22 protein-coding genes and 1 pseudogene are annotated in these 26,780 nt (G+C 64.7%); 15 read left to right on the top strand and 8 right to left on the bottom strand.

What is annotated here, in order from left to right; all coding sequences use genetic code 11:
- Window positions 1–559: 559 nt before the first annotated feature.
- The 8 genes from ABIA90_RS42740 (at window position 560) to ABIA90_RS42705 (ending at window position 12,160) form a co-directional block, all read left to right on the top strand.
- Window positions 560–736 carry a hypothetical protein gene (locus ABIA90_RS42740; RefSeq protein WP_354121924.1) on the top strand — a complete coding sequence of 59 codons (177 nt, stop codon included), beginning with the start codon at window positions 560–562 and terminating at the stop codon, window positions 734–736.
- A gap of 204 nt (window positions 737–940) precedes the next feature.
- Window positions 941–1,849 carry a DUF3991 and toprim domain-containing protein gene (locus ABIA90_RS42735; RefSeq protein ID WP_354121925.1) on the top strand — a complete coding sequence of 303 codons (909 nt, stop codon included), beginning with the start codon at window positions 941–943 and terminating at the stop codon, window positions 1,847–1,849.
- Between the two features lie 321 nt (window positions 1,850–2,170).
- On the top strand, window positions 2,171–2,776 hold the full coding sequence (locus ABIA90_RS42730; protein WP_354121926.1) for a DUF1419 domain-containing protein: 606 nt from the start codon (window positions 2,171–2,173) through the stop codon (window positions 2,774–2,776).
- Between the two features lie 166 nt (window positions 2,777–2,942).
- On the top strand, window positions 2,943–8,036 hold the full coding sequence (locus ABIA90_RS42725; RefSeq protein WP_354121927.1) for a helicase-like domain-containing protein: 5,094 nt from the start codon (window positions 2,943–2,945) through the stop codon (window positions 8,034–8,036).
- A 254-nt stretch (window positions 8,037–8,290) separates the two neighbouring features.
- Window positions 8,291–9,967 carry a ParB/RepB/Spo0J family partition protein gene (locus ABIA90_RS42720; protein ID WP_354121928.1) on the top strand — a complete coding sequence of 559 codons (1,677 nt, stop codon included), beginning with the start codon at window positions 8,291–8,293 and terminating at the stop codon, window positions 9,965–9,967.
- 90 nt (window positions 9,968–10,057) lie between these two features.
- On the top strand, window positions 10,058–10,534 hold the full coding sequence (locus tag ABIA90_RS42715; protein WP_354121929.1) for a UCP036055 family protein: 477 nt from the start codon (window positions 10,058–10,060) through the stop codon (window positions 10,532–10,534).
- On the top strand, window positions 10,531–11,397 hold the full coding sequence (locus ABIA90_RS42710) for a DUF7007 domain-containing protein (RefSeq protein ID WP_354121930.1): 867 nt from the start codon (window positions 10,531–10,533) through the stop codon (window positions 11,395–11,397). Before ABIA90_RS42715 ends, ABIA90_RS42710 begins: the two co-directional genes overlap by 4 nt.
- A gap of 232 nt (window positions 11,398–11,629) precedes the next feature.
- Window positions 11,630–12,160, top strand: a complete 531-nt coding sequence (locus ABIA90_RS42705; RefSeq protein ID WP_354121931.1) for a hypothetical protein — start codon at window positions 11,630–11,632, stop codon at window positions 12,158–12,160.
- Here the strand turns inward: ABIA90_RS42705 and ABIA90_RS42700 are convergent.
- Window positions 12,133–12,372 (bottom strand): annotated as a pseudogene (locus ABIA90_RS42700) (DUF6538 domain-containing protein); the annotation flags it as partial. The gene ABIA90_RS42705 and the pseudogene ABIA90_RS42700 overlap by 28 nt on opposite strands.
- Before the next feature lie 409 nt (window positions 12,373–12,781).
- The gene (locus tag ABIA90_RS42695) at window positions 12,782–13,204 is read right to left on the bottom strand and encodes a hypothetical protein (RefSeq protein WP_354121932.1); all 423 of its coding nucleotides are present in this window, start codon (window positions 13,202–13,204) and stop codon (window positions 12,782–12,784) included.
- A gap of 48 nt (window positions 13,205–13,252) precedes the next feature.
- Here ABIA90_RS42695 and ABIA90_RS42690 point away from each other — a divergent pair, with 48 nt between their 5' ends.
- The 6 genes from ABIA90_RS42690 (at window position 13,253) to ABIA90_RS42665 (ending at window position 20,881) form a co-directional block, all read left to right on the top strand.
- Window positions 13,253–13,531: a metal/formaldehyde-sensitive transcriptional repressor gene (locus tag ABIA90_RS42690; RefSeq protein ID WP_354121991.1), complete on the top strand. Its 279-nt coding sequence runs from the start codon at window positions 13,253–13,255 to the stop codon at window positions 13,529–13,531.
- A 5-nt stretch (window positions 13,532–13,536) separates the two neighbouring features.
- Complete coding sequence (locus ABIA90_RS42685; RefSeq protein WP_354121933.1) at window positions 13,537–14,595, top strand: nickel/cobalt efflux transporter; 1,059 nt, start codon at window positions 13,537–13,539, stop codon at window positions 14,593–14,595.
- A 100-nt stretch (window positions 14,596–14,695) separates the two neighbouring features.
- Entirely contained in the window at window positions 14,696–14,977 is a 282-nt protein-coding gene (locus ABIA90_RS42680) for a metal-sensing transcriptional repressor (protein ID WP_354121934.1), read from the top strand.
- A gap of 11 nt (window positions 14,978–14,988) precedes the next feature.
- Window positions 14,989–16,149, top strand: coding sequence for an efflux RND transporter periplasmic adaptor subunit (locus ABIA90_RS42675; RefSeq protein WP_354121935.1), 1,161 nt, complete (start codon window positions 14,989–14,991; stop codon window positions 16,147–16,149).
- A gap of 3 nt (window positions 16,150–16,152) precedes the next feature.
- A complete protein-coding gene (locus tag ABIA90_RS42670; RefSeq protein WP_354121936.1) occupies window positions 16,153–19,428 on the top strand; it encodes an efflux RND transporter permease subunit in 3,276 nt (1,091 codons plus the stop codon).
- The gene (locus tag ABIA90_RS42665; protein ID WP_354121937.1) at window positions 19,409–20,881 is read left to right on the top strand and encodes an MFS transporter; all 1,473 of its coding nucleotides are present in this window, start codon (window positions 19,409–19,411) and stop codon (window positions 20,879–20,881) included. Before ABIA90_RS42670 ends, ABIA90_RS42665 begins: the two co-directional genes overlap by 20 nt.
- A 790-nt stretch (window positions 20,882–21,671) precedes the next feature.
- Here ABIA90_RS42665 and ABIA90_RS42660 read toward each other — a convergent pair.
- Entirely contained in the window at window positions 21,672–21,908 is a 237-nt protein-coding gene (locus tag ABIA90_RS42660; protein ID WP_354121938.1) for a hypothetical protein, read from the bottom strand.
- Window positions 21,909–22,287: 379 nt separating this feature from the next.
- Between ABIA90_RS42660 and ABIA90_RS42655 the strand changes: the two genes are divergently transcribed.
- Window positions 22,288–22,521 carry a hypothetical protein gene (locus ABIA90_RS42655; RefSeq protein ID WP_354121939.1) on the top strand — a complete coding sequence of 78 codons (234 nt, stop codon included), beginning with the start codon at window positions 22,288–22,290 and terminating at the stop codon, window positions 22,519–22,521.
- A gap of 1 nt (window position 22,522) precedes the next feature.
- On the opposite strand, the gene ABIA90_RS42650 is transcribed toward ABIA90_RS42655, so the two are convergent.
- From ABIA90_RS42650 to ABIA90_RS42630, 5 genes are all read right to left on the bottom strand, one after another.
- The gene (locus tag ABIA90_RS42650) at window positions 22,523–23,338 is read right to left on the bottom strand and encodes a hypothetical protein (RefSeq protein WP_354121940.1); all 816 of its coding nucleotides are present in this window, start codon (window positions 23,336–23,338) and stop codon (window positions 22,523–22,525) included.
- Window positions 23,339–23,363: 25 nt separating this feature from the next.
- Window positions 23,364–24,518 carry a YncE family protein gene (locus tag ABIA90_RS42645; protein WP_354121941.1) on the bottom strand — a complete coding sequence of 385 codons (1,155 nt, stop codon included), beginning with the start codon at window positions 24,516–24,518 and terminating at the stop codon, window positions 23,364–23,366.
- Between the two features lie 109 nt (window positions 24,519–24,627).
- Window positions 24,628–25,023, bottom strand: coding sequence for a hypothetical protein (locus ABIA90_RS42640; RefSeq protein WP_354121942.1), 396 nt, complete (start codon window positions 25,021–25,023; stop codon window positions 24,628–24,630).
- 212 nt (window positions 25,024–25,235) lie between these two features.
- The gene (locus tag ABIA90_RS42635; protein ID WP_354121943.1) at window positions 25,236–25,832 is read right to left on the bottom strand and encodes a superoxide dismutase; all 597 of its coding nucleotides are present in this window, start codon (window positions 25,830–25,832) and stop codon (window positions 25,236–25,238) included.
- Window positions 25,833–25,859: 27 nt separating this feature from the next.
- A complete protein-coding gene (locus tag ABIA90_RS42630; protein ID WP_354121944.1) occupies window positions 25,860–26,771 on the bottom strand; it encodes a DUF1259 domain-containing protein in 912 nt (303 codons plus the stop codon).
- Window positions 26,772–26,780: the final 9 nt, after the last annotated feature.

Here is a 26,780-nt window from a genome sequence, read left to right as displayed (position 1 = left end):
AAAGGTCCAAAAGTGAACACAAGACGGTCTCCATGCTCGGCCCTCGCCCCTCGAGCGCGGTAGGCCCCTGCGCCGAGTTGCTGGCGGCACCGATCCTTGCCCTGAGAAATCAAGCCCTGGCGAAGGGCCTGCAGGCGGCTCGAAAGTATGCCAAAAAATAACCCGGCTATGCTCTCTCAATTCCGGACGATCGCGCAGCTCTCGTCTTTGGCCCAATCCGAAAAACTCAGGTAATAGGCACGGAATCTAATCCATGTGTGCGCGCGATGCCGACGACCTTCAATACTTTGAATGAACAATTCGCGAAGCAGCCTGCGCTTGGGTTATCCGCGGGACCAACTATGTGCGTTTTGGCTCATGCTCCCGGTGAAGTACCAACCCCGCTCTCGAATGGGCTTTCCTTGGTTCTGGTGCGGCCTTCCACGATCAACCCGCAAGGGGTTCGCTACGCAAGCGTGCGACCTCTCCGGCTTCGCCTCTCGAGGTGACCGCAGCCGCCCCCGAACACGTCGGCGCCTGTCGAGCGGGGATGGTCCCCGCCGCAAGACGGGAGCCTTCAATGTCGCACAATCTCACTCTCGCTCAGAACCACGCCTTCGATCTGGCCCGCACGCTCATGGTGCCGGTCATTCTCTTCCAGGCTGATAACGAATTTAGCGTGATGGTCTCCAGCGAGTACGACGGCGATCAAGACGCCATCGTTCACGAGTACGACCCCTGGAGCCCGGCTCATTGAGCCGGGTGACCGGCTGCCGCTGGCGCCATGCCGGCTGCAAGGGAGGCTTCGCCGCGTCGGACGATGCGACGACTGGCCCTTGGTCAGCGCGCCCTTGCAATCGGCAGGCTTCGCGGCCGGTCGGGGATGTTCCGGAAGTCTAGGAGCGAGTGAGACCAACAGAAGAAGGAGGCGGACTCCCTTGCGCGAGTCCGGTGCAGACAAATGGACAAGAGAGAAATCGAAGAGCTGCGCCAAAAGGTCGGCTGCGCGGCCCTGCTGGAGAAGGACGGTTGGAAGGTCGATGTCAAGGAAAGCACCCGACGCGCGATCAAGTATCGCCGCGACAGCAATATCATCATTGTCATCCACGGAGGGCGCGGCTGGTTCGACCCGTTGTCGCCGGCGAAAGGGGACGTATTTTCTCTCGCCGGACATCTTGGATCTGTAGGTTTCTCTGACGCATGCGACCGTGTTGCCGATACGATTGGCTTCGTCCCCAGCACGCCGGCGTGGCAGCGTCCGGCAAGGCTGAAGGTGCTTGAGTCTATTGCTGAGCGGTGGGGACATCGCTTCAAGCCGCGCTCGGGCTCGCGAGCCTGGCGCTATCTCACCGATGAACGCGGGCTGCCGGCTGAAATCGTGGAGCAGGCGGTCGCCTGCGATCGTTTGCGTGAGGGGCCAAAAGGCAGCATGTGGGCGGCACATAGCGATTCTGCTGGAGCGCTCACGGGCTGGGAGGAGCGTGGGCCGGCATGGCGCGGCTTCGCCAGTGACGGCGCCAAGGATCTGTTCCGCTTCGGACCGCCCGGGTCCGAGCGGATCTGCATCACTGAGGCGGCCATCGATGCCATGAGCCTTGCCGCGATCGAGGTCCGACTCCCCGATACCCTCTATGTCAGCACCGGAGGTGGCTGGTCGCCGGCGACCGAGGAAGCCATCCGCAGCTTGGCCAAGCGCGCCAACGCCCGGCTTGTGGCAGCAACCGACAACAATCGACAGGGTGACATCTACGCCGATCGCGTTCGTGCCATCGCCGCGGACACGAGCGGGCAGTATGCGCGATTGCGACCGTGCGCCGGCGACTGGAATGAGGATCTGATGGAGTTGGCGAAGAGACTGGAGAACAGCTGAGCAATCGATGCCGGAGGCCCGCCCGACGCGCGAACTCGCGGGCGGCGCGGCGAAGGCTCCCGCATGATCGCAATGGCGGGGCTATGCCCCTGAGCGATGCGACAGGAAGTCCGAAATAAGGAGGGAGAAAGAACGAAGGGGGTAAACCGCTGCCACATGCCCGGCCGGCGCGTCAAGGGTGAGCTTCGCCCGCGTTCCGCGGCCCTTGACTCGCCGGACCGGTGAGGCGGCCGCCGAGGAGGTGTGATGAAGGACTGAAGTGACGAGGAGATCAGGCGGATCGCTCGCGCTTCAGTCCGGCCAGGCCAAGAGGAGCCGCCAATGCACATCTTACCCACCATTCGCAAAATCTTCGAAGGCGTCGCGACGCGCCACGAGATGCACCGTATGTTCAACCGCCATCGGGGCAATCCGGCCATGGCCGAGGGCGAGGCAGGACACTTCTTCGCCGGCGAGTGGTTCCAGATTGCTGAGTCCGAGCATGACTACACGCTCGAGATCCTGCCGCCACTGTGGATGCGAGGCGACATGTTCGCAATGCGCGAATTCATGACGGCAAGCGTGACAAGCGTTTTCCTGTCCCTGTCGATTGACGGCCAGATGCGCTGGTTCCATGGCTATTGCGACCTGTCGGACAGAGCGTCGCCGGAGCGGATGAAGGCCGCGATCATCGAGCGCGAGTCGCGTCCTGTCCGCGCGATGACGCGCGAAGAGCGGCTCGAGCACATCTGGTCGAGCACGCATGACGACTATCGCGGCTACGCCGGCGAGCGCTGGCCCGCCGCCGTGCGCGGCCGCCGCACCGTGCTCGTCTACGCTGGCCAGCATGGCACCGCGCTGAAGCTGCTGGATGACCTCACCGAAATGGAGATCGCAGCGAAACTGCCGGTGCAGCTCCGCCACCTGCCGGAGGCGGTCGCGGCCTAGCCGGACCCGCTCTCCTCAAGCTGCGAACAGCCCGGCCCTGCGCCGGGCTGCGCAATTCGGCACCCGGGCTCCCGCCGGCTCTCTCGTCAATCCCGCAACGCCGTGCCGTCCGCCGCAGCTCGCGACGGCGGCGCGGTCGCGCGCGCCCAGCAGAAGGACATTTCCAATGGCGCAGGACGACCCTTTCACCATCGACCTCTTCGGCATCACCGCCCTCTCGTCGGGCCTCGGCCTCGGCGTCACCGCCTTCGCCGCCGACTTGGACGGCGACGACCATGACCGCGACCCGCCGCCGCCGGCCGCCGCCGCGCCGGCGCTCGCACCTGTGCGGCCTTGTGCGCCCAAGACGCGTATGCGCGGCGACAACGTCCACCTCGCCAGCGAGCGCGGTCTGGCAACGGGCTGGAAGCAGCGCGCCCGCGACAGTGTTGCCGCCATCCGGCTCGCCGCGCAGATCGAGGCGGAGCAGCGGCCCGCCTTGCCGGACGAGCAGCGGCAGTTGATCCGCTTCACGGGCTTCGGCGCTTCCGAGCTCGCCAACGGCGTCTTCCGCAAGCCGGGTGAATCCGAGTTCGCGCAGGGCTGGGGGGAGATCGGCGCCGACCTTGAGGACGCGGTCGACGACGCCGGCTACGCCTCGCTTGCGCGGTGCACCCAGTACGCCCACTTCACGCCTGAGTTCATCGTCCGCGCGATCTGGTCGGGCCTGCAGCGCCTCGGCTGGCGCGGCGGCCGCGTGCTCGAGCCGGGCATGGGCACCGGGCTGTTTCCGGCGCTGATGCCGGACGAATTACGCGCGACCTCCCACGTCACGGGCGTCGAGCTCGACCCCGTCACCGCGCGCATCGCCCGGCTGCTGCAGCCGCGGGCGCGGATCGTCACAGGCGATTTCGCGCGCACCGAGCTGCCGGCGAGTTTTGACCTCGCCGTCGGCAATCCGCCATTCTCGGACCGGACCGTGCGCTCGGATCGCCTGTACAGGTCGATGGGCCTTCGACTGCACGACTATTTCATCGCAAGGGCAATCGACCTCCTGAAGCCCGGCGCCCTCGCCGCCGTCGTCACGAGCTCCGGCACGATGGACAAGGCGGACGCATCGGCGCGTCAGCACATCGCGAAGTCGGCCGACCTGATCGCAGCCATTCGCCTGCCCGAGGGCGGCTTCCGCGCCAGCGCCGGCACCGACGTCGTCGTCGACATCCTGTTCTTCCGCAAGCGCAAGATCGGCGACGCGGAAGGCGACCTGTCGTGGCTCGACCTCGACGAGGTTCGGCTGGCGGCGGAAGACGAGAGCGCGATCCGCGTGAACCGATGGTTCGCGCAGCGCCCGGATTTCGTGCTCGGCGCGCACGCGCTCGCGTCCGGTCCTTTCGGCGAGGCCTACACATGCCTGCCGCGCGAGGACGAGGATCTCGAAGCGATGCTCAAAGCCGCGATCGACCTCCTTCCGGAAGCCGTCTACGACGGCGAGCCGGAGGTGATCGATCCCGACCTGGAAGAAGCCGGCGGTCCATCTGACGCCGAGTGGCCTGCTGATAGCCACGTGCGCGAGGGCAGCTACTTCTTCGACAAGGCCCACGGCTTGATGCAGGTCCTGGACGGCGACCCGGTCGCGGTGAAAGCGCGCAAGGGCCGCAGCGCCGACGGCATCCCGGAAAAGCACGTGCGCATCATCCGGAAGCTGATTCCGGTCCGCGACGCCGTGCGCGAGGTGTTGAAGGCGCAGGAGCTCGACCGGCCGTGGAAGGACGCCCAGGTCAGGCTGCGCATCGCCTGGTCGAACTTCGTTCGGGACTTCGGCCCGATCAACTTCACGAAGGTCTCGACCGCCGAGGACGAGGAGACCGGCGAGGTGCGCGAAACGCACCGCCGGCTGAACATCCAGCCCTTCCTCGACGACCCCGACTGCTGGCTGGTCGCCTCGATCGAGGACTACGACCTCGAGACCAACACCACGAAGCCCGGGCCGATCTTCACTGAGCGGGTGATCGCGCCGCCGGCAGCCCCGGAAATCACCAGCGCGGCAGACGCGCTCGCCGTCGTCCTTAACGAGCGCGGCCGCGTCGACATCGACCACATCGCCGAGCTGCTGCACCGGGACCGCGACGACGTCGTCGCCGAACTCGGCAGCGCCATCTTTCGCGACCCCGCTGACGGCTCGTGGCAGACGGCCGACGCCTACCTCTCTGGCCACGTGCGGGACAAGCTGAAGATTGCGGAGGCCGCTGCCGCGCTCGACCCTTCCTACGAGCCGAACCTTACGGCGTTGCAAGGCGTGCAGCCCGCAGACCTTAAGCCCTCCGACATCACCGCGCGTCTGGGCGCGCCGTGGATTCCGGCCGCCGATGTCGTCGCCTTCGTGAAGGAAACCATGGACGCCGAGATCAGAATCCACCACATGCCGGAGCTCGCATCGTGGACCGTGGAGGCACGTCAGCTTGCCTGGATGGCGGCCGGCACGTCGGAGTGGGGCACCGACCGCCGGCACGCCGGCGAGCTTCTCGCCGACGCGCTGAACAGCCGCGTCCCCCAGATCTTCGACACGGTCAAGGATGGCGACAGCGAGCGCCGCGTCCTCAATGTCGTCGACACCGAAGCCGCAAAGACGAAGCTCTCGAAGATCAAGGACGCGTTCCTGCGCTGGATCTGGTCCGATCCCGATCGCACGGACCGTCTTGCGCGCGTCTACAATGACCGCTTCAACAACATTGCGCCGAGAGCTTTCGATGGCTCGCACCTGAAGCTTCCGGGCGCCTCTGGCGCTTTCGTTCTTTATGGGCACCAGAAGCGCGGCATCTGGCGCATCATCTCGGCCGGCTCGACCTACCTGGCGCACGCGGTGGGCGCCGGCAAGACCATGACGATGGCCGCCGCCGTCATGGAGCAGCGCCGGCTTGGCCTCGTTGCCAAGGTGATGCTGGTCGTTCCGGGGCACTGCCTGGCGCAGGCCGCGCGCGAGTTCCTGGCGCTCTACCCGAACGCCCGCATCCTCGTCGCCGACGAGACCAATTTTATCAAGGACAAGCGACACCGCTTCCTGTCGCGCGCGGCAACTGCAACCTGGGACGCGATCATCATCACGCACAGCGCGTTCCGATTCATCGCGGTGCCGTCGGCGTTCGAGCAGCAGCTGATCCAGGACGAACTCGAGCTCTACGAAGCACTGCTGACCAAGGTCGAAAGTGACGATCGCGTCTCGCGCAAGCGCCTCGAGCGATTGAAGGAGGGCTTGCGGGAGCGCCTGGAATCGCTTTCGATCCGCAAGGACGACCTGCTGACCATCTCCGAAATTGGCGTCGACCAGATCATCGTCGACGAGGCGCAGGAGTTCAGGAAGCTTTCCTTCGCGACCAATATGTCGACGCTGAAGGGCGTGGATCCGAACGGCTCGCAGCGCGCCTGGGACCTCTACGTCAAATCCCGCTTCATCGAGACGAAGAACCCTGGCCGCGCGCTCGTGCTCGCCTCTGGCACGCCGATCACCAACACGCTCGGCGAGATGTTCTCGGTCCAGCGCTACCTCGGCTACGAGGCGCTCGTCGAGCGCGGCCTGCACGAGTTCGACGCCTGGGCGAGCACATTTGGCGACGTCACGACCGAACTTGAGCTGCAGCCCTCCGGGAAGTACAAGCCCGTGACGCGCTTCGCCACGTTCGTCAACGTGCCGGAGCTCATCGCTATGTTCCGCTCCTTCGCGGACGTGGTGATGCCGGATGACCTACGCCAGTGCGTAAAGGTGCCGGCGGTCTCGACCGGCAAACGGCAGATCCTTACCGCGAAGCCATCGCCGGCGTTCAAGGGCTACCAGGCCCGGCTCGGCGAGCGCATCAAGGCGATCGAGGAGCGCGACCGCGCACCGGAGCCTGGCGATGACATCCTGCTTTCGGTCATCACCGACGGCCGCCACGCTGCAATCGACCTGCGTCTGGTTGATCCGGATGGCGACAACGAGGCCGACAACAAGCTGAATCTGCTCGTCGGCAACGCCTTCCGGATCTGGAGCGAGACAGCCGAGAGCAGCTACACGCGCGCGGATGGCAAGCCCTTCGAGCTGCCCGGCGCCGCGCAGATGATCTTCTCCGATCTCGGCACCATCAGCGTCGAGAAGAGCCGCGGCTTCTCCGCCTACCGCTGGATCCGCGACGAGCTGGTCCGTCTCGGCGTGCCACCGGGCGAGATCGCCTTCATGCAGGATTACAAGAAGTCGGAGGCGAAGCAGCGCCTGTTCGGTGATGTGCGCGCCGGCAAGGTCCGCTTCCTGATCGGCTCGTCTGATACGATGGGCACCGGCGTCAACGCGCAGCTTCGCCTGAAGGCTTTGCACCACCTCGACGTGCCCTGGCTTCCGTCGCAGATCGAGCAGCGCGAGGGCCGCATCGTGCGGCAGGGCAACCAGCACGATGAGATAGACATCTTCGCCTATGGGACCGAAGGCAGCCTCGATGCGCAGATGTGGCAGAACAACGAGCGCAAGGCCCGCTTTATCGCCGCCGCGCTCTCCGGCGATACCTCGATCCGCCGGCTCGAGGACATGGGGGAGAGCCAGGCCAACCAGTTCGCCATGGCAAAGGCGATCGCGTCGGGTGACCCGCGCTTGATGCAGAAAGCTGGCCTCGAAGCCGACATCGCGCGGCTCGAACGGCTGAGGGCTGCGCACATCGACCACCAGCACGCTGTGCGGCGGCAGATGCGCGAGGCCGAGTGCGACATCGAGCTCTCCAGCCGTCGCATCGGCGAGATCGGCCGGGACATCAAGCGTCGTGTCCCGACCGCCGGTGACGCCTTCTCCGCGGCGGTGACCGGAACGCCCTACGCGGAGCGCAAGCTCGCTGGCCGCGCGCTGATGAAGGAGATCCTGACGCTGGTGCAGCTTCAGTACGAGGGCGAGACCGTCATCGCCTCGATCGGAGGCTTCGGCGTCGCGTACAGCGGCGAGCGCATCGGTCACGACGGCTACCGCTACACCACCATGCTGCAGCGAACCGGCGCCGAGTACGAGATCGAGTTGCCGGTGACGGTCACGCCGATCGGCGCAATCGCCCGTCTTGAGCACGCGCTGGCCGAGTTCGAGGGCGAACGGGAGCGCTATCGCCAGCGCCTCGCCGACGCCCGCCGACGGCTTGCGTCTTACGAGTCCCGCGATGGCGGGGACTTCGCCTTCGCCGGCGAGCTTGCCGAAAAGCGCCGGCAGTTGGGCGAGGTGGAGAAGGCCTTGGCGGAGGACAGCGAAAGCTCTGGTGAGCTGGCCGCGGCCGCATGAAAAAAGGGAGGAGAGAGGAAGGGAGAAGGCCCGCTCGCAGATCGGGCGGGCCGCCGACGCTGGCGCTCAACCGCCGCCTGCGCGATCCCTGCCCGTCGTCCTGCGCAGGGCTTTGCCCCGCTCGGCCTGCCGGCCAGGGATGCACGGCCGCAGTTGCACCGGCCCGTCCGCTCCGCAGGGCCCAGGGGTGTCTTCGGGAAGAAGACGAGCAAGGGCCGGCGACGCCGGTCCGCAACCCCAAAAGGAGCCTTCCCATGCAACTGATCAAGGTCGATCCGCGCGCGCTGAAGGAGAACCCCGAGCGCATGCGCCAGACGAAATCGACTCCCCAGGCCGACGCTCTACTGCTCGCCACGATCAAGGCCGTCGGCATCGTCCAGCCGCCAGTCATCACGCCTGAGACAGGCGGCGGCAACGGCTACGTCATCAATGCCGGCCACCGCCGCGTGAAGCAGGCGATCGCCGCCGGCCTCGAGGAGATCGACGTGCTCGTCGACGAGGCGGCGAACGATAACGGCGCCATGCGCTCGATGGTCGAGAATATCGCCCGCGAGGCGCTGAACCCGATCGACCAGTGGCGCGCAATCGAGCGTCTGGTCGCGCTCGCTTGGACGGAGGAGGCGATCGGCGTCGCGCTCGCGCTGCCGGTGCGTCAGATCAGGAAACTTCGTTTGCTGGCCAACGTGCTGCCAGCGATGCTCGACCACATGGCCAAGGGCGACATGCCCGACGAGCGCCAGCTCCGCACGATCGCTGCCGCCTCGCTCGATGAGCAGAAGGAGGTCTGGAAGAAGCACAAGCCGTCGAAGGCTGATCCGCAGGTCTCGTGGTGGAGCGTCGCACAGGCGTTGCAGAAGACCCGGATGTTTGCTCGTCACGCCAGCTTCGGCGACGACCTCGCGAAGGCCTACGGCATTCATTGGGTCGAGGATCTCTTCGCTCCCGCCGACGAAGACAGCCGCTACACCACAGACGTCGAGGCGTTCCTCGGCGCGCAGCAGGAGTGGATGGCGGCCAACCTGCCGAAGAAAGACATTATCGCCGAGACCACCAACTACGGCGAGGTGAAGCTGCCGCCGAAGGCCGAGCGCGTCCACGGCAAGCCGGCGAAGTCGGACTGCACCGCGATGTATCTCGACCGCGACGGCCGCGTGCAGACGGTGCACTACCGTATGCCTGCGGCGAAGAATCCGAAGGGTAAGACCGGCTCCGGTTCTGACAACGCTCCGGACGATGTCGGCGAAGTCTCGAAGCCACGTCCCGACGTGACGCGCAAGGGCGTCGAGATGATCGGCGACTACCGCACCGACGCGCTGCGCGAGGCGCTCGGCCGGACGCCGATCGAGGACGACACGCTGATGGCGCTCCTGATCCTCGCCTTCGCAGGCCAGAACGTGTCCGTGACGACGGGAAGCGGCGGGACCTATTACGGCCACAGCCGGCTTGCGAAGAACGCGGCGGCACTGTTCGACGGCGCCGGCAAGCTCTCCTTCGACATGGACACGCTTCGTGTCGCGGCGCGCACCATGCTGGTCGACGTATTCTCGTGCCGGGAGAACGCTACCAATAGCGGCATCGTCGCCCGCGTCGCCGGCGAGGTGATTGGCGCGGACACCTTCCTGCCGAACATGGGCACGGAGAACTTCCTCTCCTGCCTGTCGCGCACAGCGCTCGAGGCGTCGTGCAAGGAGACGCCAGTCCTGCCGCGCCAGCGGGTGAAGGACACGCGCGCTGCCCTCGTTGAGCATTTCAAGGAAGGCCACTTCGTCCATCCCGCAGCGCTCTTCGCGCCGGACGCCGTGAAGCTTTCGCAATGGTTATCGTCGAGCGAGACGCCGGCAGACGCCGATGAGGCTGAAGAGGACGCCGCCGGCATGGGAGATGACCTCTCTGACGAAGAAACCGAGGCATTCAGGGAGGCGGCCGAATAGAGGAACGCGCCTGTTCTTCGAATGATCCACCGCCGCCGGCCCAGCCGGCGGCGGCTTTGTTTCCACGCACACGCAACTGAGGAGGACACGATGTCCGCGCACACGATCTTCGACAACGCACCCATCGGCTCGATTATCGCCTGGTCCGACGGAACGCCGCAGCCGCCGGCGCGCTTCAGGAAGAAACTCGCCGCCTGGCAGTCCAGCAATAGCGGGGGCCGCCTGATCCGAAAGCGGGGCGGACGAGGCGTCGGCAATGTCTCGCTGTCGGCCTGTTTCACCCTGCACGAGGTCGACTATGGCGCCGGCGGCGTCATCGCCATCCGCGTCCACCGGACGTTTTCGCTCGAGTCGAAGCTCCACTTCACCGTCGTCGAACGTCCAGCCATCGGCTCGGTCCGCGTGCTCGACCGCGCCGGTGATGACGCCGAACTCGTCTATCTCGCCACGAACGAGGCGGACGCGAAGGAGTGGCTGACACGCCACGGCTATCCGCACGCCGTGCTGCAAGAAGTGACGGCCGACGAGGCAGGCGCCGACATCATCGAGGGGAGGACCGCGGCATGAACGCGTTGTCTCCCGCTTCCGACCAAGCCCCAGAAACCCAGGGCGTCTCTTTTGGCCGCAGCGCTGACGGCCTTCTCGTCGCGCTTGTCGGCGAGACGGCCTTTGCGATGGCGCCGATCCGTGACGGCCGGCATTTTCTCGTGACGGGCTGGCGCATCTCTCGCCCGATGGGCGAATGGACGCGCTCCAATTTCTACGGACACTCCGGTGAGCTCGCCGACGAGGTCGCATTCCGCGCCCGCGTGCTCGAAAACGCCGAGCATCAACGCGAGCGCAGGATGCTCGGTCGCGTCGAAGTCCATTCGCGCGACCACACGCCTTGGGGCGCCTCGCAGGGCGCGACCGTCTACGCTGAAGGCGTTGCGGCGCATTCCGCGGCTGGGCACGGCGGTTTCAAGCTCTCGGCCCAGCGAAACCGCAAGGTCCACCCCATGCTTCGCTCGAAGGGTGGCTGGTACGAGGAAGATGCCGAATGGGCGATCGTGGCGATCACCTTCCCGCATGTCTTCACGGCGTTCGAACGCCGTTGCGCCGAGAGAACGATCAAGGACAGTTGGCCGGACGCCTGGGAGACGATCTTCGGCGCGATCCTCAAGCCGGGCGAGTTCTACGAAAAGGACCGCCGCGCCTTTGAGCAGGCGCACGCGCGGGACTGGATCGTCGTGTCGGCTATCACCTCGAAGCACGCGGCCGGCTTCGTCGAAACTGTCGCCACGCCGGGCGGCAAGCGCGGGCCCGGGACTGAGGAGCGTCGCTTCCTCGTCCCTTCCGACGAATATCAGGTCAGCCGCTTCGGCTTCGTGATCGATGAGGCGCGCCACCAGGTCTACGGCGGCCCCTCCGACATCGTCGGATGGAGGTGATCCATGCCATGGCGCCTCATTGCCAAAGCTTTCGGCTGGCGCACGGCCACTGCCGAGGACGGCGAAACGCCGGTCCTCGTCGTCTGGCATCCGCGGCTCCGACGGCATTTCACCGGCACCGATGCTTGGAGGTGCGCCGTGCGCGTATCCATCCACGCGCCGAAGCCCTGCCCGGCTGACGTCGACAGAAAGGAGATTCAGCCATGAATGCCTTGTCGCCGTCGATCTCCTCATGCACGTGCACCATTATCCCGAGAGCGCCATCGCCTACGCACTCGACGGCATCCTTACGCCAGGCATGCGCAAGCACGCTGGCATCGATTCGGCGCGGGGCGTCGCTGGCGACGACGTCGCTTCATCCATCGCCGCGGTGTCCCTCCCGGACGACAACACTCCCGACGAGTCCGCCTCCTCTATGGCCCGTGAGGACGGAGCGATGATTGAGCGTCAAGACCAACGCCTCCTACTCGCGCGCATGAAAGCCGCGCAAGCCGAGACGCAGCGCCGTCTCGGCCTCATCGAGCGCCAGATCGCGTCACGGGCCGAACGGCTGACGATCACCGACCGGACGAAGCGAAGGCAGCGCGGCCGTAACGCATCGAGCTGGACGAATGCGGATGAGCGGCTGTTTCAGCAGCATGTCGCGGAGCTCGCCTTGGCTCGTCGCGGCGAGATCGACGCTCTCACGCGCAAGCTCGATCGGCAGGAGACGGCGATCGCCCAGTTTCGGACGCGTCATCGCGTTTCCGCTGCGTGGCGGTGAGAGGCGAAGGGCCCACCAATTGGAGCGCGAGTGTCAATCGGCGGTCTTTCTAGATTCTCGAGACCGGCTTTCCAGCGACGCTCGATATCGAGGTTTATGCTCTGACACAGATCGTCGGCATCGTCCCAGTCCTTGGTCTCGAGCGAGAGCTTGATCTCGGCGGGAAGCCCGAGAACTCGGTACTTCGAGGGAACGCGGCGACGAAACCACCAGACCTTGCTGCGCGGATTCTTCCAAGGCGCTTGCGCGGGTCCGTGGCGGAGAGAGTGTCAGTCAATCTCCATTGAAAGATAAAGCATTTTCGACCTTCCTACATCAAAACCCACCGTTTGAGCTACCGGGAAAGGGGATTTCGCCTTCGACAAAAGCCCGTCCAATAAATCGGTCATCGAAAACAGTGCCGTCAAGCGACTAGCCAAAGGCAATTTGCAGTGGCACCGCACGGCCTGATCGCCGTCAGTCGCCGAATCTAGTGACTCATTCGAGTTCTGGCCCAACCCTTAAATTTCCGCCGGCGGTCGACGCCATGAAAGAGCCATAGCGCGGCTTCGCAGGGCAACGTGGCGCGGAGTAAGAGAACGCTGGCGTGGTTGGACCTGCGACGACCGTAAAACGTCCTGCTCAGAACCCGCAGCTCCTGTATTGCTTGCTGGCGAGACGAAAGTGCGACCCGACCTCGACGAAGTCGACGTCCAAGCATTGACCACCCTGCCGATATCTGTCCTCCAGACCGTCGCAGTGGAGGTACTCGAGGTTGATGCGCCAGCGCTTCTCTTGAGGGAGGTAGGTGGCGAAATCATGCTGGGCGGCAGCCGGCCCTCTGCAAATCGCGGCGATGTACTGCCTGACCTCGGCGGGCAGCCCGTCGATGTGATGGGGATTCCACGGGTCGTCTTTGCCAACGCCGCTGCCTCTGGAGTTGGCCTCGAGTGTCGAACACATCAGAAGGGCGCAATACAGCAAAGCACCGCGTGCCGACGACCGAAGTATCGAAACACGCTGTAGTCCCAGACTCAACTTCCCAGACCACGATCCGATCGCCATGGACCGCTCCAACTTGACGCCAATAGGATACCCCCCTATATTATGGTCATGTCACATACGATCAAGCAGAAATCGAAGCTCCTGGCGCGGGTGAAACGCATCAAAGGACAATTGGAGGCCATCGAGCGTGCGCTGGAGGCCGAACTCGGCTGCACGGATGTCCTAATGCTGGTCGCGTCGGTCCGGGGCGCCGTCGGCGGTCTGACCACTGAACTTCTCGAAGACCACATCCGGCATCACGTCGTGGATCCGGATCGAGAGAAGGATCCCGAGAAGGCCAAGGGCGCCGCGGACTTGATCGACGTCGTCAGAACCTACCTGAAGTGAATCGCATGATCGATCTGTCGCAACTGCTCCAGCAGAGCAGCGCACACACCTGGCTGTTCGTCCCCAGCGCCATCCTGCTCGGCGCGCTGCACGGGCTTGAGCCCGGTCACTCCAAGACCATGATGGCCGCCTTCATTGTCGCGATCCGCGGCACGGTCTTCCAGGCCGTGCTTCTCGGGCTGTCGGCGACGACCTCGCACACCGCCGTCGTTTGGGCGATCGCCCTTCTCGGCCTCTACTTCGGCCAAGATCTCTCCGGAGAACGCAGCGAAGCCTATCTTCAGATCGTGTCCGCGGCCGTCATCCTCGGGGTCGCCGCCTGGATGGTTTGGCGCACCTGGCATGAGCAGAACGAGGAACACGCTCACGATCATCACGACGAACCGCAGGTCGTCACGCTCGCGGGCCGGACTCTGTCGATCGAGATCTTCGAGAAAGGCGTTCCGCCGCGCTGGCGGATCCGCAGCAAGGCCGGCGGCCTATCCTCCGCCGACGTCCGGGTGACGACCGTTCGCGCCGACGGCACCGAGCAGACCTTCGCGTTCGCCGACCGCGACGGATACGTGGAAAGCCTCGGTGAGATACCGGAGCCGCACGCCTTCAAGGCGCGCCTCGCGCTCGCCGGCGACGTCGCCGAGGTGCTGTTCGAGGAGCACGATCACGACCACATGGATCTCGGCGAACAGGACGACGCGCACGCCCGCGCTCATGCCGCCGACATCCGCAAGCGCTTCGCGGGACGCACCGTCACCACGCCGCAGATCGTACTGTTCGGTCTCACCGGCGGCCTGATCCCGTGCCCGGCGGCCATCACCGTTCTTTTGCTCTGCATCCAGTTGAAGCAGTTCAGCCTCGGCTTCGTGCTGGTGCTCTGCTTCGGCATCGGCCTGGCCATCACGATGGTATCCGCAGGCGTCGTCGCCGCTCTCAGCATCCGGCACGTCGAACGCCACTGGAGTGGTTTCAGCCGCTTCGCGCATCGCGCGCCTTATGTTTCCGCCGCGTTGATCGTCCTGGTCGGCCTCTACACGGGCTGGTCGGGCCTGCACGAATTGATGATCTGAACCGCGGCCGCGTCGATTTGCCGTGCCGAGCGGCCCCACGGGCTCGTTGCAGGAACCTTTGGTCTCAGGTATCCCCTCCCAGAGGATAGGATATCGGACCATGAGCAAGGACCACGTCCACGAAAGCCACCCGGAAATCGTCAAGCGGCTGAAGCGGGCCGACGGGCACCTCCAGAAAGTCATCGCGATGCTCGCTGATGGTCGACCATGTCTCGACCTGGCGCAGCAACTGCACGCCGTCGAGAAGGCGATTTCCGAGGCGAAGAAGACCCTGATCCACGATCACGTCGACAACTGCCTGGACGCTGCCGCCAACGGCGGGTCGGGCAAGTCGACCAAGAGCGTTCTCGCCGAGTTCAAGGCGATCTCGCGCTACCTGTAGCGGAGCAGCAAATGGTCCTGCGTGTACGGACGGCTTCCACGATTCTCGTCGTGACGCTTGCGGCGATTGCAGGCGCCATCGTGCCGGCAAGCGCGCAGTCGGGTTCCGCGAAGCGGGCGGCCATCGTCATGGACGACGAACGCATCAAGCTCGCCGGCATCGAAGTCCGTCAGGCGGGGCCTGCTTCGATTGCCAAGCGGCTGACGGTCCCCGGCACGATCGTTCCCGATGCAGGCCGGGTCGCGCACGTCTCCATCAAAGTTTCGGGCACGGTCGCGGATTTGCGGAAGAACATCGGCGACGACGTCGCGAAAGACGAAATCCTGGGCGTTCTGGAGAGCCGCGAGGTCGCCGACGCCAAAAGCGAATTTCTCTCCACCAAACTCTCGAACGAACTGCAGCAGGACCTCACCGCGCGCGACAAATCGCTATGGGAAGGCCGCGCCGTCCCCGAACAGCAGTACATCAAGTCGCGCAACGCGGCGGCGCAGATCGAAATGCGCTTCGGCATCGCTCGCCAGAAGCTGATGGCGCTCGGCGTCAGCGATGCGGAGATCGCCGGTCTACCGCAGGCGCCGGATGGGACGTTGCGCAGCCAGAACGTCCGCGCCCCCATCTCCGGACGCATCGTCGAGCGAAAGGTGGAACTCGGCACCGCGGTCGGACGAGACAGTCTGGAGACCGAGCTCTTCGTCATCGTCGACCTCAGCCGGGTCTGGGTGGAACTGGCGGTCTCGTCGATCGACCTGCCCCTGGTCAGGGAGGGCCAGGATGTCGCCGTGGCCGTACGTGGAATCGCGGAGACCGGTTCGGGCAAGATCACGTTCGTCAGCCCGCTACTCGACAAGGACACGCGCACGGCCCGCGTCGTGGTCTCGCTCGACAACGCCGGCGGCCGATGGCGCCCCGGCTCCTTCGTCACGGCGAACATTGCCGTCGAAAGGCATGATGCGGCGGTCGCCGTCCCCTTCGCCGCGATCCAGACCGTCGTTGGGCGCAAGGCCGTCTTCGTCCGGACCAAGGGCGGTTTCGAAGCGCGCAATGTCGTGCTCGGCGGACGGGACGGACCGGTCGTCGAGATCGTCTCCGGCCTGGCTGTCGGCGAGACCGTCGCCGCCTCGAACACCTTCCCGCTCAAGGCGGAGGTATCCAAGCCCGGCGACGAGGACTGAGCGATGATCGAACGCATCGTAGAATTCTCAGTGCGCCGTAGATGGCTTGTCGTGCTGATCACCTTGGCCGCGGCTGCCTCCGGCTTCTGGTCGCTGACCAAGCTTCCCATCGACGCCGTGCCCGACGTCACGAACGTCCAAGTGCAGGTCAACGCGGTGGCGCCCGCACTGACGCCGGTCGAGATCGAGAAGCAGGTCACGGTCACGCTGGAGACGGCGCTCGCCGGCATGCCCGGTCTGGAGTCGACACGCTCTTTTTCGCGCAATGGCTTCGCGCAGATCACCGCAGTCTTCGCCGACCGGACCAACATCTATTTCGCGCGGCAGCTCGTCTCCGAGCGTCTCAACGAAGCCAAGGCCAATATGCCGCCCGGCGTCGACATCCGGATGGGTCCGGTCTCGACGGGCCTCGGCGAGATCTACTGGTGGGCCGTTGAATACGAAAAGCCGGGCACCCACGCCCCGATACGTGACGGGCAGCCAGGCTGGCAGGCCGACGGGAGCTACCTCACTCCGGAAGGCGAGCGACTGACCGACGACTTCCAGCGCACCGTCTACCTCCGGACCGTGCAGGACTGGATCGTCCGGCCGCAGATGAAGACCGTGCCCGGCGTCGCCGGCGCCGACGCCATCGGCGGCTTCGTCAAGCAGTACCAGGTGCAGCCCGATCCGGCGAAGCTCGTTGGCTACGGGTTGTCCTTGAAGCAAGTCATCGACGCGATCGAGGCCAACAACGCCAGCCGAGGCGCGAACTACATCGAACAGAACGGGGAAGGATACGTGGTACGCGCCGCCGGCCGCGTCGAGAACATCGAAGACATCGAGAACATCGTCGTCGCGACGCGTGGCGGCGTGCCGGTCCGCGTCAGGGACCTTGCCGAGGTCGCGATCGGAAAAGAACTCCGAACCGGCAGCGCGAGCGTCGACGGGCGCGAAGTCGTTCTCGGCACCGCGCTGATGCTGATCGGCGGCAACAGCCGGACGGTAGCGGCCGCGGCGGACACCAAGATCAAGGAGATCGGCAGGACGCTGCCCCCAGGAATCTACGCCCACACGGTTCTCAACCGCACCCAACTGGTCGACGCGACGATTCACACGGTCGCCAAGAATCTCGCGGAAGGCGCGCTCCTGGTGATCGCCGTGCTCTTCGTCCTGCTGGGAAACTTCCGCGCCGCACTCGCCACCGCCCTCGTCATACCGGTCACGATGCTCGTCACAGCGAGCGGGATGCTGCAGGGACGGATCAGCGCGAACCTCATGAGCCTCGGTGCGCTAGACTTCGGCCTCATCGTCGACGGTGCCGTCATCATTGCGGAGAACAGCCTCCGGCACCTCGCGGAGCGCCAACGCGAGTTCGGCCGCGCCCTGTCGCTGCAGGAGCGCCTGGACACCGTGACGGCCTCCACCGTCGAGATGATCCGTCCCTCCGTGTTCGGTCAGATCATCATCATACTGGTCTACACGCCCTTGCTCGCCTTCTCCGGCGTCGAGGGCAAGACCTTCGAGCCGATGGCGCTCACCGTGATGATCGCGCTGGCCGTAGCCTTCGTCGTTTCGCTGACGTTCGTCCCCGCGGCCGTCGCCATCGCGATCCGCGGACGCGTCACCGAGCGCGAGAACGTCATCGTCCGGACGCTGAAGCGCTGGTACGCCCCGCTCCTCGCGGGCTCGATCGCAAGGCCGTTGCCCGTCGTCGCCGGCGCCGGGCTTCTCTTCGTCGGCGCCGTGCTCCTGTTCGTGCGTCTCGGCCAAGAATTCACCCCGACCCTCGACGAGAAGAACATCGTCATGGAGGTGAAGCGCGTGCCGTCGACCGCGCTCGCGCAGTCGCAGAGGATGCAGCTTCTCATCGAGCAGCAGATCAGCACGCTGGAAGAAGTCTCGTTCGTCTTCTCGCGCACCGGCACGCCCGATCTTGCCGCCGACCCGATGCCGCCGTCCTCGTCGGACACCTACATCATCGTCAAGCCGCAGGACGAATGGCCCGATCCTTCGATGACGAAGGGAGATCTGATCAAGAAGATAGAGGAGGTGACCGCAAAGCTGCCCGGCAACAGGATCGGCTTCTCGCAGCCGATCGAGATGCGGTTCAACGAGCTCATCGCCGGCGTGCGCGAGGATCTGGCCGTCAAGGTCTTCGGCGACGACTTCGAGCGGATGCAGAAGACCGCCGGCCAGATCGCCGACGTCATCCGCAAGATCGACGGCGCCGAGAGCGTGAAGACAGAGGAGACGACCGGTCTCCCGTTCCTGGATATCAATATCGACAAGGGGGAGATCGCGCGGCGAGGCCTGAGTCTGGCCTCGGTGCAGGACCTGATCGCGACCGCGATCGGAGGCACCGACGCCGGTCTGGTCTTCGAGGGCGACCGACGCTTCAAGATCGTGGTGCGGCTTCCGGACGAATTGCGGGACAGCATCCCGGCGCTCGAGGAGCTGCCGGTCCCGCTCCCGCATGCGAATCCGAACGCACCCGCGGCGTCCATCCCGCTCCGGAACGTCGCCTCGTTCGATCAGACCGTCGGCTACAACCAGATCAGTCGCGAGAACGGCAAGCGCCGCGTGGTGGCGACGGCCGAGATCCGAGGTCGGGACATCGGCTCGCTGGTGACGGAGGCGCAAGCGAAGGTCGCCGAACAGGTGAAGCTGCCGCCGGGTAGCTATCTCGCCTGGGGCGGCCAGTTCGAGAACTTCGCGGTCGCGCGCCAGCGCCTCGTCTTCGTCGTGCCCGGCGTCTTTGCGCTGATATTCATGCTGCTGTTCGGGGCCCTGGGCTCGGCACGGGACGCGGCGCTCGTCTTCAGCGCGGTTCCACTCGCGCTGACCGGCGGAATCGCTGCGCTGTGGCTTCGCGGTATGCCCTTCTCGATCTCGGCGGCCGTCGGCTTCATCGCGCTGTCCGGCGTGGCCGTGCTGAATGGTCTGGTCATGCTGACGCAGATCCGGCGGCTGATCCTCGAGGGGGTAGATCACAGAACGGCGATCCGCGAGGGGGCGCTGACCCGCTTTCGACCCGTCGCGATGACGGCGCTCGTCGCCTCTCTCGGATTCGTGCCGATGGCGCTGGCGACCGGTACGGGCGCCGAGGTCCAGAAGCCGCTGGCGACCGTCGTGATCGGCGGGCTCCTGACCGCGACCCTGCTCACGCTGGTCGTTCTACCCGCGTTGTACGCCCGCTTCGCCGTCCCCGCCGCGGGCGGGCAGGCGCAGCGGCTCGGTCGCGCCCCTCATCCACGACCGCGCAGCGGAGTAACGGCCCATGCTGTCAGTCCTTGCTAACCGCACCTACCGTCATCTGTTCGCCGCCCAGGTCATCGCGTTGATCGGGACGGGACTGATGACCGTAGCGCTGGGGTTGCTGGCGTTCCGTATCGCCGGCGAGAACGCCGGGGCGGTGCTGGGGACGGCGCTCGCCATCAAGATGGTCGCCTACGTGCTCGTCGCGCCGGTCGTAGGCGGTCTCGCAGGCCGCTTGCCGCGGCGAACCTTCCTGGTGGCGATGGACCTGACCCGTGCCGCGGTCGCGATCGCGCTGCCCTTCATCGACCAAGTCTGGGAGGTCTACGTCCTCATCTTCGTGCTGCAGTCCGCGTCTGCCGCCTTCACTCCGACATTTCAGGCGACCATCCCGGACGTGCTTCCGGAGGAGCGCGACTACACGCAGGCGCTTTCTCTGTCCCGCCTGGCGTATGACTTGGAAAGTCTTCTGAGCCCGACGCTTGCGGCCGCCTTGCTGACCCTGGTCACCTTCAACGGGCTCTTCTTCGGAACCGTGATTGGCTTCTTCTGCTCGGCCGCGCTGGTGGTCTCGGTAACGATTCCGCAAGCGCCGGCAACGCGTCGCCGCCACGGCTTCTACGACGATACGACGCGCGGCATGCGCATCTACCTGGCGACGCCCCGCTTGCGCGGCTTGTTGGCGCTCAATCTCGCCGTCGCCGCAGCTGGATCGATGGTATTCGTCAACACCGTGGTCCTGGTGAAGGGCGCGCTGGGCGGAACTGACGGCAACGTCGCGCTCGCACTCGCCTGCTTCGGCGGCGGCTCGATGGCGGCCGCGCTCCTGCTGCCTCGCCTGCTCGATCGGCTGCCCGACCGAAGGATCATGCTCTCGTCGGCGGGAATGCTGGCTGCAGTGCTGGTCGTCTTCGGATCGATCATGACGATATCCGGAGGTAACGGAGGCGTCAGGTACGCGCTTCTGCCGACGTGGGCACTATTGGGGATCGGATACTCGGCCGTCATGACGCCGTCCGGGCGCCTGTTGCGCCGGTCGGCCGGCGCTGCGGACCGACCGGCCGTGTTCGCCGCTCAGTTCGCGCTGTCGCACCTGTGCTGGCTGCTGACCTACCCTCTCGCGGGCTGGCTAGGCCCGGCGATCGGACTCGCTGGGACGTTGTTTGCGCTCGCCATCGTCGCGCTCGCCGGCGCGGGCCTCGCTTGGCGGCCCCGCAGCGGATCCGGACGTGATCAGGCACGAACACGCAAACCTGCCTCCCGATCATCCGCACCTGGAAAGCGAGAAGCAGAACCACGCCCACGCGTTCGTCATCGACGATCTCCACATGCGGCGGCCGTGATCCAACGCGCCAGCGCCGGTATGTCCGCCATTGCCATGAAAAGTCAGGTGTCCTCCAGCACGATGACACCCCGTGGCTCGGCGAAATCACGTAGAGCCGATCCGGCGCCACGAAAGCCGTGGTGTGTGCTCCCGATGCCGTCGGGGTCCTAATATGTTCACCAGTCTTCGGATCGATCGTCTCGATCACGCCCGGCTCTCCGATCGCAACGTGTGCGCGACCGGAGTGTTGGTTGAAGAACGTCACGTCGGGAGGGCCGGCGATCGGCCAGACGTTCATAATTTTTCCGCAGGTGCTGTCGACCTCCACCAGGGCGCCGTCGTCGCAGGCAGCGTAGCCTGTGGTTGAAGTGATCGATATCCAATCCGTGGCGCCGCCTGATGGCAGCGGCCAATGGATGACGTCGCCGAGATCGGGCAGTCGAGCGCTCACGATCATCGATGGCTCACGGATACAGACGAAAACCCGCTCCGCAGCAGCGTCGGTCACGCACCACCGCGGGCGACCCGGCAGGTCGATCGCCCGCTGCCTGATCTCCTTCAGATCGATGAATTGCAGCGATGGACCTTGCTGGGCGTCGCCTATACAGGCCACGATCCCGATGCCCTTGCGCTTGACGAGGGCGGCACCATTGGGCCGCTGCCCTTACGGAAAGACGCCTTTAAGTTCGTGGGTCGCAGCGTCCAGCCACGTGATCGTCGCGGCACCGCGGTTGGTCGCGAGAATTCCCCCTCGTCAGCGACCGCCCCGGCGGCCCCAGGAAAGCCCGGCAGGTGGCAACGTGCGACTGCGAGTCGTGATCGATGACTTCGAGGCAGTCTCGCACGGTGTGGGCGATAAAGACTCGGCGTGTCTTCGGGGCGAACGCGGCGTGATCGAAGTCGCTGTTCAAGCCGTTCGGTATGGCGATGACGCCATGCGTTTTCAGGGGCATGTGGTTCTCTAGAACGGGTGGAAGGACAAAGGCAGCGTCGATGCGATCAACGACGCACCCGCGAACAACAGCAGCGACACGCCCGACACAAATAAGCCCATCGCAAATCCGGAAAAACCGCTAACGAGGCCGCCGACGAGCGCTGCGAGAGCAAAGACGAAGAAAAGACCATCCATTGGTCGGGCCCCCAAACGCTTGGATGGACGTCCATCCGGCGGGAAGGCTTCGAATGCGCGGTTGCGCAAATGCGCTGCGCTGACACATGAGCGGCTCGCTCGTTGCGCTACGAAAGCACGCGCGTCCAACTCGATTTATGGTCAGGGAGGTGGTCGTCCATGCGCAATCTCCTCGAATACCGAGCATTGCGCAGAGCTTGGACGGAAGCCGTCTGTCGGGGAGTCTGCCCGTCCCCGGAACTTCAAGGTAACAGTACCGGATGAGCACGGCAAGGTGCACATCGTGATCCCGTGATCCCCAGACGCGTCGCACCGAGAGAATCTTCTGCGTGAAACTCGAACAAACTCGAAACCGTTCCGTTAGCTTCAAGGACCAAGCGAGGAGATTTCCATGAAGAGTTCAATACCGACTTCGACGCTCTCCACATTCGTAGGCGCACTCGCGTTTATGGCAATGACGGTACCGACGCAGGCACAAACTGCGGTGCAACCAGCGCAAACGCCCGCGCAGGCGGATCAGGCTCGCGAACAGGACCGGAACCGCGCCGCGAACGAGACGATCGGCCGAGACTGGAAGGCGCAGGAAGGCAATCGCGACAATGTTGGGTCCGTCGGCGCGGACAAGGATCATGAGACCGTCGGCCGCGACTGGCGTGCACATCCTGATCGTCTGGATCGCTGAGCTATCTCGGCAAGCCCGGCGATGGGCCTCGATGCGAGGCGCGCCCTCCGATAACTGACAGCGGAAAGCCGAAGGTCAGACCGGCCCGGACTTCGTTCACGGGGTGCCCGTTCGTTGACGCGTGACGGATGCCCACGTCGAAGCTGAGATTGTCGCTCACTCGGTAAATTAAGCCGACTAGGCCGGATACCGTCGCCATCTTGCCGAATTCATTTTCGTAGAAGACTTCCGCGACCGGACGGACTGTCCAGCTCGAGGGTCCCTCGAGGATCGCGCCAACGAAGACATCAGCGCGATGATCGCGGGTCAACGCGGTCTCGGCGTTGAGGTGGATCGTTCCCCAGTCCCAGCGTTGGGAGACAATGCCGGCCAAGCTTGCGCCCACACCCGAAGCGCCGGTACTGTCGGGCAACAGGACACCGAACTCGGTCGCAACGCTCGGGCCTGTCTTATCCTGGAGGCTTCCCGGCACCAGTACGTGCTTCAGGAACGCTCCCGCAGCGGTCACGTTCGTTGATCCAGATGGCGAAAGCGGCGTCTGACCAATGCCTTCGAGCACGGCCTCCCAATCAGCGGTCAAGCCATAGTTGATCACAGCGGCCGGTGCGATCAAGCTGGTGCCGCTCTCATCACGTAAGCGACCGGCAGGCTGTAGCTCGATTTCCACTTCGCCCTTCGCCGCGACCGCGGCATCGGTGCCATCGAACGGACGATACGCCGATACGGGCCGGGACCACATCATCAGGCACAGCGCGGCGACCCATGCCCCTCCAAGGCCCTTCGAGGTCCGTTGCGTAAGTCGATTGCGCATGGACATGCCGAACTCCCGGCTGCCAGCTTCTTCAGGGTACCGGCTTGAAAATCCAGATCGCAGCGGGTTCAGCCAAGCTCTCTCGGACGGCCACGATCAACCGATTCAACTCCGGAATGAATAGCGACGTTCGCGCGCCCGCTGCGGTCGGAACGCGCGAGATTCTCTGGTACGCCGTGCCGTTGGTTTCAAACACATCGACGTAACCTTCGCCGCAACTAACATACGTGCGGTTGCGCCTGGCATCGACGAAGAGATCGTCGACATCTCCACAGGTGTCGACGGTCGAGATCGATCTGCCGTCGGCTAGCTCCAGAACGCCGAGCGCCGGCGGATTGCGAAACGCCAAGAGGAGCCGATTTCGCTCGAGGTCGATAGCCATCGCATAGTTGCCGCCCTTGTCTACTGGCCAGTTCGCGACTTGCTTTCCGGACTTCCGGTCCACCACCGCCACGACGCGAGCATTGGGAAGGTTAACGAAAATTCGGCCGGAGTTCGGATCGAGTTGGAAGCTTTCCGGGTGCGCTTTCAGCGATGTGCTCTGGACCTTGTTGTGGGTCGTGGCATCGAGATATGCCAATGAGCCATCGCCATAGCCGACGATGACGCGTTGCGCAGCCGCATCGATGCGGATGTTGTCCGCGTCGCTGCCCAGCTCTATTTGCCCCCTCGCTTTATAGTCATTGCCGTCGAGGACTCGGACGGAGCCGTCCCCCGCATTGGCTACAAAAAGCATATCGGTAGACGGCTCATAGCCAACACCTTGAGGCTCGCTGAACCCGGATACCGGGCGCATCACGCTCCGCGTGGCGAGATCGACGACACCGACACTGTCGTTGCCGAGCTCGGCGACAAACAATCGTTGTCGCTTCAGATCAACCGCCATGTGATCGATACGCCCACGCACGTGGCCGAGCGGGATCTTGGCCTCAAGTTGAAGGGGGCCGCCGTCTTCCGATTGAGCGGACGTCGCGGTACCGTCGAGCACAATGCCGGTCAGCACCACGACCAATAACCGAAACCAGCGGGACATCTGTGCTCCCTTGCGCTCACCTAGTGCACCGTCACCGAAGTCGGGTTGCAGCACCGGATAGGCGATCAGGCCGACCGACCGGCAGATTGCGATAGCCTCGAGCGCCTGCCCCTTGGTCGGCCACTTTTTGCCGTCGACGAGCTCGCGCTCCATTTGGCCGACCCGGGCCACGGGACCGCCGAAGCCGAGAAGCCAAGTCGAAGGAAATAGCGCACAAGCTCGCCCATCCTACCGCGCTCGATGCTCGTCGTTGTCGTCGTCATCACCTGTCACCATCACCGTGAAATGCGGGCTCCAAGATACCGTCGAGTGGTCCGCCAAGCCCGGTCGGCGTCAATTCGAAGTGTTTGCCGCTCTGCGTAACCCGATAGCAGCTATCTTCCGTTTCTTTGAGAAAGAGGCAGAGCTCATCCTTCTCAATACGCCATTTGCCGACCTGCTTCACACCCATCGAGTAACTCCGCAGTGTCCCATCGCCCTCATAGACGAACCGATAGTGAACCTCATCCGTAAGCTGCTTTCCCGTGAAGGCCTTGCGAATCTGCCCTCCGGTCAACGTCCGAAGGGTCTCGGCCGCGACAAAGCCATCGAGGGCGACCAAGCCGCCCACACCGGTAGCGAGTGCCGCGATGAGACACGTCGTAGCCAAGTTGCTCACCGGACCGCCCTCACTTTTTGCAGGACTTGAGACACATCTGGTACTCGGTCTTGCATGCCGGTCCCGCATAGTTCTTCATGCATGCGGCCCGCTGCTCGGCGCACACTTTGCAGGTCTGCGCCTGGACAGTTTGTCCGCCTGCAAACAGAGCAGCCAGCGCGAACAGCCCTGCAATTCGATTTCGCATTAGTGGTCTCCTCATCATGTGCTTCTCAGGTTTGCCTGGTGTACTGTTCGTACAGTCCGGCAGCGTTGTCCCACCGGATGGCTTCCATGTAGACGTCGACGTAGCGCGCTGCAGCTGCGCCGAAATCCATGTGATAGGCATGCTCATACATGTCGAGCACAAGGACCGGACGACCGCCGGCGAGCGTCGTCGTATGATCGGCGGCCCACTGGTTGACGAGCCGTCCGTCGCGGGGTGAGTAGGAAAGTATCACCCACCCCGAACCCCCGCCTTCCGCCTTACCCATCGCCGAAAACTCCGCTCGCCAGCGCGCCATGCTGCCGAAGTCCCGCGTGATCGCGTCGGCGAGAGCACCGCTGGGGCTCTCGGCGCCGCCGAGCCCGTCGAAGTAGACCTCATATAGGATCATCGAGTTGGACGCGATCAGCTCTTCACGCTTCAGACCGTTGATCACGAAATTCGGCGCCTGGGCGAAGTCCAGTTCGGCGAGCTGCGCCCCGATGGCGTTTAGCCGCTTGACGGCGCCGACGTAGTTGTTTTCGTAGTGACTGACGAGCACTTTTTCGGAGATGCCGCTGATCGATTTCGGATCGAACGGCATGGGTTTGGCTTGGTAGGGCATCTTCGAATCCTCCGTTCGCTCTTTGGCTCAGCTCTTCGTGCTGGCGGTCTTGTCGAGCGCCGCGCGCAGGCCTTCTGCGAGCTTGACCGCATCATCGTTCGCCCAGAAATGCATGAAGAAAAGCCGCGGTTGCTCGTCCAGCATGTGGCTATGCAGCGCCGTCACCTCGATGCCGTGCGTCCGCAGCGCCAGGATGACTGGATTGACCTCGTCGCTGGTCAGGACGAAATCGCCGGTGATGGCCGCCTTGCCTCCCCCCGTCGGCTGGAAATTGATGCCGATGGCGACGCCCATGGCGCCGACCGGGGTCAATGGCATGCCGTCCTCCGTGATCGGATCGCGCCGCTTCACGTTGTACTGGTAGACGCCTCCATTGGCCTGACCCTTAACGCCGATGATCTGGTCGAGCTTCGCCGTGTCGAGATCGACGGCGGGCGGCGGGCTCGCCGGCGCCGGGACGGTTAGCGGCGTCTTGCTTTCGGCCAGGGCGTCGTGGATGGCCGAGGCGAGCTTGAGGGGGTCTCCATGGCCGGCGACATGCATGTAGAAGGTCGCCGGACTCGCCCGCAGCAGGTGATTATGCACGGCGGTGATCTCGAGACCGCTCGCGATCATCTTCGCCATCACGGGATTGATCTCGGTTTCGAGCAGTACAAGGTCACCCATGACCATGGCACCGCCATGTGCGGGCTTGAACGCGACCCAGCCGCCCAGCGCCAGCGCCGGCTTGATCGTCACTCCGTCCAGAGTCACCGCGAGGTCTGTGCGCGGGAAACCGAAGCGGTGGACGTCGTCCGAGATGGCGGGCTTGCGGCCGAGCGTCTCATCGACCTTCTGCCAGTCGACGTTCTGCGCATGGGCCGCCGGGATGAACGGTCCCGAAGTCGGCGCTAGGATACAAGCGCCGATGCCGATCACTGCCAAGATTGCTATTCTCATCGCGATGTT

The sequence above is a fragment of the Bradyrhizobium sp. LA6.8 genome, from assembly GCF_040547935.1.
GTDB lineage: Bacteria > Pseudomonadota > Alphaproteobacteria > Rhizobiales > Xanthobacteraceae > Bradyrhizobium > Bradyrhizobium barranii.
The sequence above is the reverse complement of the archived record's forward strand: the minus strand, read 5'-3'. Positions and strand labels throughout refer to the sequence as shown.

Coding starts and splice junctions, on each gene's coding strand:
- ABIA90_RS42740 (WP_354121924.1), top strand. CDS start 560: ATGTCGCACAATCTCACTCTCGCTCAGAACCACGCCTTCGATCTGGCC.
- ABIA90_RS42735 (WP_354121925.1), top strand. CDS start 941: ATGGACAAGAGAGAAATCGAAGAGCTGCGCCAAAAGGTCGGCTGCGCG.
- ABIA90_RS42730 (WP_354121926.1), top strand. CDS start 2,171: ATGCACATCTTACCCACCATTCGCAAAATCTTCGAAGGCGTCGCGACG.
- ABIA90_RS42725 (WP_354121927.1), top strand. CDS start 2,943: ATGGCGCAGGACGACCCTTTCACCATCGACCTCTTCGGCATCACCGCC.
- ABIA90_RS42720 (WP_354121928.1), top strand. CDS start 8,291: ATGCAACTGATCAAGGTCGATCCGCGCGCGCTGAAGGAGAACCCCGAG.
- ABIA90_RS42715 (WP_354121929.1), top strand. CDS start 10,058: ATGTCCGCGCACACGATCTTCGACAACGCACCCATCGGCTCGATTATC.
- ABIA90_RS42710 (WP_354121930.1), top strand. CDS start 10,531: ATGAACGCGTTGTCTCCCGCTTCCGACCAAGCCCCAGAAACCCAGGGC.
- ABIA90_RS42705 (WP_354121931.1), top strand. CDS start 11,630: ATGCACGTGCACCATTATCCCGAGAGCGCCATCGCCTACGCACTCGAC.
- ABIA90_RS42695 (WP_354121932.1), bottom strand. CDS start 13,204: ATGGCGATCGGATCGTGGTCTGGGAAGTTGAGTCTGGGACTACAGCGT.
- ABIA90_RS42690 (WP_354121991.1), top strand. CDS start 13,253: ATGTCACATACGATCAAGCAGAAATCGAAGCTCCTGGCGCGGGTGAAA.
- ABIA90_RS42685 (WP_354121933.1), top strand. CDS start 13,537: ATGATCGATCTGTCGCAACTGCTCCAGCAGAGCAGCGCACACACCTGG.
- ABIA90_RS42680 (WP_354121934.1), top strand. CDS start 14,696: ATGAGCAAGGACCACGTCCACGAAAGCCACCCGGAAATCGTCAAGCGG.
- ABIA90_RS42675 (WP_354121935.1), top strand. CDS start 14,989: ATGGTCCTGCGTGTACGGACGGCTTCCACGATTCTCGTCGTGACGCTT.
- ABIA90_RS42670 (WP_354121936.1), top strand. CDS start 16,153: ATGATCGAACGCATCGTAGAATTCTCAGTGCGCCGTAGATGGCTTGTC.
- ABIA90_RS42665 (WP_354121937.1), top strand. CDS start 19,409: ATGCTGTCAGTCCTTGCTAACCGCACCTACCGTCATCTGTTCGCCGCC.
- ABIA90_RS42655 (WP_354121939.1), top strand. CDS start 22,288: ATGGCAATGACGGTACCGACGCAGGCACAAACTGCGGTGCAACCAGCG.
- ABIA90_RS42650 (WP_354121940.1), bottom strand. CDS start 23,338: ATGTCCATGCGCAATCGACTTACGCAACGGACCTCGAAGGGCCTTGGA.
- ABIA90_RS42645 (WP_354121941.1), bottom strand. CDS start 24,518: ATGGAGCGCGAGCTCGTCGACGGCAAAAAGTGGCCGACCAAGGGGCAG.
- ABIA90_RS42635 (WP_354121943.1), bottom strand. CDS start 25,832: ATGCCCTACCAAGCCAAACCCATGCCGTTCGATCCGAAATCGATCAGC.
- ABIA90_RS42630 (WP_354121944.1), bottom strand. CDS start 26,771: ATGAGAATAGCAATCTTGGCAGTGATCGGCATCGGCGCTTGTATCCTA.